Origin of the sequence: Streptomyces sp. NPDC007164 (assembly GCF_040634135.1) — a bacterium.
GTDB lineage: Bacteria > Actinomycetota > Actinomycetes > Streptomycetales > Streptomycetaceae > Streptomyces > Streptomyces sanglieri.
The window spans coordinates 1-5874 of record NZ_JBEYFB010000110.1; the positions used below are offsets into that span (position 1 = coordinate 1).

Annotated in this window: 6 protein-coding genes; all 6 read left to right on the forward strand. The window is 66.7% G+C overall.

Features of this window, described 5'->3' with window-relative positions:
- Nucleotides 1–253 precede the first annotated feature (253 nt).
- Nucleotides 254–715 (forward strand): hypothetical protein, encoded by a 462-nt coding sequence (locus tag ABZ622_RS41500; protein WP_360552463.1) that lies wholly within the window; start codon nt 254–256, stop codon nt 713–715.
- Nucleotides 716–1711: 996 nt separating this feature from the next.
- The gene (locus tag ABZ622_RS41505; RefSeq protein WP_360552465.1) at nt 1712–3115 is read left to right on the forward strand and encodes an ATP-binding protein; all 1404 of its coding nucleotides are present in this window, start codon (nt 1712–1714) and stop codon (nt 3113–3115) included.
- A gap of 2 nt (nt 3116–3117) precedes the next feature.
- Nucleotides 3118–3549 carry a roadblock/LC7 domain-containing protein gene (locus ABZ622_RS41510; RefSeq protein ID WP_266920952.1) on the forward strand — a complete coding sequence of 144 codons (432 nt, stop codon included), beginning with the start codon at nt 3118–3120 and terminating at the stop codon, nt 3547–3549.
- The gene (locus ABZ622_RS41515; protein WP_124723166.1) at nt 3546–3929 is read left to right on the forward strand and encodes a DUF742 domain-containing protein; all 384 of its coding nucleotides are present in this window, start codon (nt 3546–3548) and stop codon (nt 3927–3929) included. The genes ABZ622_RS41510 and ABZ622_RS41515 overlap by 4 nt, the downstream gene beginning before the upstream one ends.
- Nucleotides 3930–3969: 40 nt before the next feature.
- Nucleotides 3970–4521, forward strand: coding sequence for an ATP/GTP-binding protein (locus tag ABZ622_RS41520; protein WP_360552469.1), 552 nt, complete (start codon nt 3970–3972; stop codon nt 4519–4521).
- The gene (locus ABZ622_RS41525) at nt 4518–5810 is read left to right on the forward strand and encodes a cytochrome P450 (protein WP_360552467.1); all 1293 of its coding nucleotides are present in this window, start codon (nt 4518–4520) and stop codon (nt 5808–5810) included. Before ABZ622_RS41520 ends, ABZ622_RS41525 begins: the two co-directional genes overlap by 4 nt.
- Nucleotides 5811–5874: the final 64 nt, after the last annotated feature.

Sequence of the window (5874 nt, forward strand, 5' to 3'; positions counted from 1 at the left end):
CCCCCAGGTCATTCCTTCGACAGGGGGACACAGTCATGCCGGGCCCGGAGGCCAGCGGCCCTCTTGCAGGACCGCGAAAAAGATAACGGGGGCGGGAGGGCGCTCGTCTGTCTCCTGGTGGAGCACGGCGTCGGGCCGGTTTCTCCGTGTTCGAACCCTATGAGGTGTGAGGTACCCCGCCCAAGTGGCTTCCAGGAGACTCGCGTTGTCTCTCCGGTGGGGAGGGGCAGAACACGACAGGGGGCATCACACCATGCGTGAGATCACTCGCCGGATCGCCGTGTTGACGGGCGGATTGGCCCTGGTCACCGGCGCGATGAGCAGTGCTTCGGTGAGCGCCGCGACATCGGCTCCCGAGCGCTCGGGGACGGCGTCGGGTGCGGCCGTGACCTGCTACGGGAGTGCGACGAGCGAGACGTTCAACATGGGGACGGACGAGGCCGAGCACAGCTTCGGGCCGTACTACACCGCCAGTCCCAAGGTCTGTGGGGACATCAACCTCAAGATCACGAAGTGGGGCAGTGCCAACCCGCTGCGTGTCCGTATCTGTTTCTACCCGGCCGGCGGCGGCAAGGAGTGCACCAAGTACAAGAGCTTTGTCAAGAGTGATGTGGGCAAGTGGCGGGTGCTCGCGACGGATGTCATTCCCGGCACCAAGTACCGGATCTCCATGGACTACGCCAGCCATGTGTTCAAGGGCAAGCTCGCGGACTGACCGGCACTGATTGGGCTGCCGTTGTCCGCGGCTCTGTTTCGCGGGGTGGCGGTTCGGTCGGTGTGTGTCGCCGGCGCCTCGGGGTTCGGGTTCGGGGTTCGGGTTCGGGGTTCGGGTTCGGGGTTCGGGGTTCGGGGTCCGGGGTCCGGGGTTCGGAAGGCTTGTCCGGTGTGGCTTGGTGCGCAATGGCCCGGAGTGGGGTGGTTTCCCGACTCCGGGCCTTGTGGTGTTCGGCCGGCGGCGTGGTTCAGGCCGGATGTTCAGGATTCGAGGTGTGTTGCGGCAGGCTCGCCCGCGCGTGGGGTGGGTGCGAGTGGTTTGGGTTGGTGTGGGCGGTTTGGGGGGCTCGTCGGTGTTCGCTGTCAGGGCCCGGCGCTCCACGCCGAATGGCAGGAAACGCCATCAATCCGCCGGCGAGGCGACCTCGGCCGCCGGCCGGAACCCGCTGCCGGAAAGCGCCGTTGTCCGAGCTGCGGGCGATCGGTGAGAGCCCGGCGGGCGAAGATCGTCCGGTTCCTGACTGTGCGGGCCCTACCAGGGGCGCGTGTACAGATCAACTCCAGTAAGCTGACCGCGTTTTAGGTAGTGGCAAGGCCGCGAGTCGACTGCGTGCGACGGCGGGAAGCACCCGACAGCCGACGTTCGCAGTCCTCAACGGAGCTCTGATGAACCTGTTCGTTTGTGTTCAGCAGGCTTCGCCCTGCGAGCGTTTCCGGGGGCGGGAGTTGTGGAAGGGCCGGCCTGGCAGCCGTCGTCGCCCGTGGGGATCGCGGCGATGGGGCTCTGGCCGGTTCGGGCGGCTCAGCGGGTCTCGCGTCGGCCCGGCTGTCGTCCGCGGTGGCGCTCGTTCGCCGCACGGGCGGTCCACGCGCTGTTCACTTGCCACCTTGTTTCTCCTTTCCGCCAGTTCTCCGAAGGCCGCGCTCACTCCCCTGCGGGGGAGTGACCCGCTGCGCTGTTCTTCGAAGGCTCGATCGACCCCTAGGACCACCCTCCGTGACCTTGTCCTCAAAAATCGCCGTTGCCCTTGGCGTCTTGTCTCTTCTCCTGGCAGTCTGGGCGCTGCTCCTGGCGCGCTCGCGCCGTATACACATGCGACAGGGCAGAACGTGGTGCGCGGAGGCGCAGGCCGCCGATTCCCGTGCGCAGGCTGCTGAGGGCCGTGCCCGGACCGAGGTGCAGAACAAGCAGGCCGCAGAGTCCCGTGCGAAGGAACTCGGTATTCGCGAGTCGGAGCTTCTCGGCGAGGTGCGTCATCTCGTCTCCGACCGGCTTCCCGCTCTCGCGCTGCACCTGATCAGCTCTCATCATCCCGTCCCCGGGCTGCTGCACAAGCATCTCGCGGGGTCGGAGGCCGCGCGGCTTCTCGATGCGCTGCCCGAAGCGGTTTCCGGCATTGTCCTCAAGGAACGGCGCCGCATAGACGCCGCTGCCCGTGCTGCCCTGCGTGGCGCGACTCAGGAGTCCCAGGCTCTTTCCTACCGGTTGCAGACGAATATCGTGGGTCTGCAGCACGAGTTCAGTGCGCCGCCCCGTCTGACGCAGAGTCTGCTTGAGTCCGACCACATCAATGAGCAGAACCTGCGTCTCACGCAGAGGTCCGCCATCGTGTGCGGAGGCTGGCCGGGGCACGTCCGCAAGGACACCTATGTGAGTGAGGTCGTCAGTGGCGCCTCTTCCCGGCTGCGTGGTTTCGACCGTATCAATATCGTTTCCCGGCTGGGTCTTTCCAACATCGGTGTGGTCGGGCGCGCGGCCGAGCCTGTTGCGGTGGTGTGCGCCGAGTTGATGGCCAACGCGCTGGAGCACTCCCGTGACGATCTCATGGTGGACGTCGGCCTGGTCCAGACGGGCAACGGCAGTGTGTGCATCACGATCGACGATGCCGGCAAGGGTATGACTTCCGAAGCGCTCGCGCGCGGGCGGAGTCTGATCTCGGGTGAGCAGCAGGAGGTGATGCTCCTTGAGCTCGGTGATCCGCCGTCCATGGGTTTCGCCGCGATCGGCCGTCTCGTCGCCGACTACGGCCTTCATGTGTCCATCGACACTTCCTCTCCCTATGGCGGGGTGCGCGCTGTGGTGTCCGTTCCCGAGAACCTGCTGACTTCGATCGACGAGAACGTCACGCCTCCGTCGGTCATGGCTCCTCAGCCTGCCGTGGCGCCGCAGGCCCACAAGCGGCCCGCTGCTGCCGATTCGCCGGCCCACTCGCCCGCGCCCTCCGCCGCGGCGGAGTTGCCGCAGCGTCGCCGCCGTTTCTCGGCGACAGCCACCCATGACGAGGCCGCCGCCGCAGCGCCCCGCCCGTTGGATCCGGAGAGCACCGGTGCCATCTGGAGCGATTTCCAAAGTGGCCTCACCGACGGCCGGTCCGTCACCGATTCGGAGCAAACACTGTGATCATGTCTGAAGCCTATGAAGAGTCCGGACCGTCCTCCTGGGTCCTGAAGCCGATCACGGAGATCCGTGGTGTCCGGCACGCTCTGACCATGACTCTCGACGGGATGGTCCAGGCCACTTCCGAGAACCTCACCAAGGACGAGGCGGACGGTATCGGTGCGATGACCGCCGCGTTGCACTCCGCGTCCCGCGCCGCCACCAACGCGGTTCTGGGGGCTCCTCCCAGTACTCCGCTGACGACCGTCACCTCGCACAACGACCGGGGTACGTACATGGTCATGCCGGTCGGCGAGGGAACCAACACCCTGATCGCGGCGGCGGGTGATCAGGACATGCCCATGGGGGTGGTCGCGGCGACGATGGCCCGTCAGGCGATGAAGCTCGGGGAGCAGATAATGTCCGTTCCCGCCCGCGTCAATGACGGGGTGTCATGAGTCGCGGCCAGGAACAGCGGCGGCTGCTGCCGGCGTACCTCGCGACGGGGACCAGTCCCGGTACCGGTCTCTCGGGCACTCTCGATTCGCTGGCCGCTCTGCGGGCCAGTGGTCTGCCCCTGGCCAGGTATCACACGGCGGTGCACCAGCGTGTGATCGAGCTGCTGACCGACGGCTCTCTCAGTGTCGTCGAGCTGGCCGGCTATCTCGGTCTCCCGGTCAGCGTGACTCTGGTGCTCGCCGAACAACTTGTCAGTGATGGTCAGTTAAAAGCCACCGTTCCGCTTCCGGATGCCCTCCGTGCGTCGAATGATGGCCGACCGTCGAAAGAAGTCCTGGAAGAGGTTCTGAGTGGACTCCACGCTCTCCTTGCCGCCTAGCCCGTCTCCCGTCTACCTGCCCGAGGGAGAGCACCGGAGGATCAAGATCCTCGTTGCCGGTCCGCTCGGTATCGGCAAAACGACCGTAGTCAAGTCGCTGTCGCAGATTCCGACGCTGCACACCGACGAGGTCATGACGAACGCGGCGGTCGCCACCGATGACCTCAGCCACGACGTGCTGCGTGACAAGACCACCACGACGGTCGCCATCGACTTCGGCCGTCTGACGCTGCCGGGCGACAAGATCGTTCTGTATCTGTACGGGACTCCGGGGCAGCGCCGTTTCCTTCCCTTGTGGGAAGGCATCGCGTTCGGGGCGCTCGGTGCCCTCATCCTGGTCGACACCCGGCGGCTCAAGGACTCCTGGGAAGTGATGGAACTCATCGAGGAGCGCGGTTTGCCGTACGCCGTGGCTGTCAATGTCTTCCCCGACTCACCCAAGTACGACATGGCGCTCATCCGTTCGAAGCTAGACCTCGCCCCGGAGACTCCGCTGGTCACCTGTGACGCACGAGAGAAGAACAGTGGCCTGAACGCGCTTGCCCAACTGACCGCCCATTCCATATCCGTTGCCGGAGTCAAAGCCTCGTGACGCTCATACCAACCGAAGCCCCCGTGTCCCTGCACGGGGCCGAACACGCCGCGAACCCGCAGCGCAGTTATGAACTGCTGCGCCGGCAGGGGCCGGTAGGCGTGGCCGAGGTCGCCCCCGGTGTCGTGGTCAACATCGTCACCGACTACCGGGCCGCCCTCGATCTCCTCCAGGACGCCGACACGTGGACCAAGGACACCCGGGGCTGGCTGCCGCAGGTGCCGGAGGACAGCCCGATCCGGCCTCTGGTGGAGTGGCGGCCGAGTCTGTTCTTCGCCGACGGCGAGGCGCACGCGCATCTGCGACGTGTGATCACGGACAGCTTCGGTCTCCTGGATCCGCATGATGTACGCGCCCTGACGTTCCGCTTCGCCGACACGCTGCTCCAGGAATTCGCCGATACCGGGACGGTCGACCTCGTCGGCCAGTATGCGCAGCAGCTGCCCCTGATGGTCTTCAACGCTCTGTTCGGCATGCCGGACGAGGAGGGCCGGCGGCTCGTGTGGGCGCTGGGGGCGATGATGGACAGTGATCCGAAGACGCAGGCGGTGGGTGGGCAGTCGTTCGGCGCCTACCTCGAAACGCTCTACCGGACCAAGGCGGCGCAGCGCGGCCACGATTTGACCTCCTGGTTCATCGATCATCCCAATGGGCTGAGCCAGGAGGAGGCCGTCAACCAGATCCTCATCACTCTCGGGGCCGGGAACGAGCCGCTGGGCAACCTCATCGCCAACGCGCTTGTGCGCATGCTCAGCGACGACCGCTATTTCGGCACGTTGACCACCGGGAGTCTGCCCATCCAGCACGCCATCGACGACGCGCTGTGGCACGACGCGCCGCTGGCCAACTTCAGCGTCCACTTCCCCAAGAAGGACGTGACGTTCCACGGTGCCCGCCTCCGCGCGGGCTCGCCCGTCATGGTGTCGTACGCCGCTGCCAACACCTGCCCCCATACGGGCGTTCCGGCGGACGGCTACCGCTCCGGGAACAAGGCGCACCTGGCCTTCGCTGCGGGTCCGCACGCGTGTCCCGCCCGTGACGTCGCCACGCTGGTGGCCACCGCCGCCATCGAGAGGCTGCTGACCTACCTGCCGGACATCGAACTGGCCGTTCCCATCGGCAGGCTGACCTACCGTCCCGGGGCTGTCCACCGCACGCTCACCGCGCTTCCGGCCCGGTTCACCCCGCTGGCTCCCGACGCCGACGGGGCGACCCCCTGGAGCCGCAGCCCCTCCCGCCCCGAGCGGGACACACCGTTCTCCCCGGCAGCAGGCGGTACTCAGGCGTAGAAGCCGTATCACCTGCCGTCGATCGTCGCGTCGTGGTGGTGCCGTCCGGGAACCGGCCGGCACC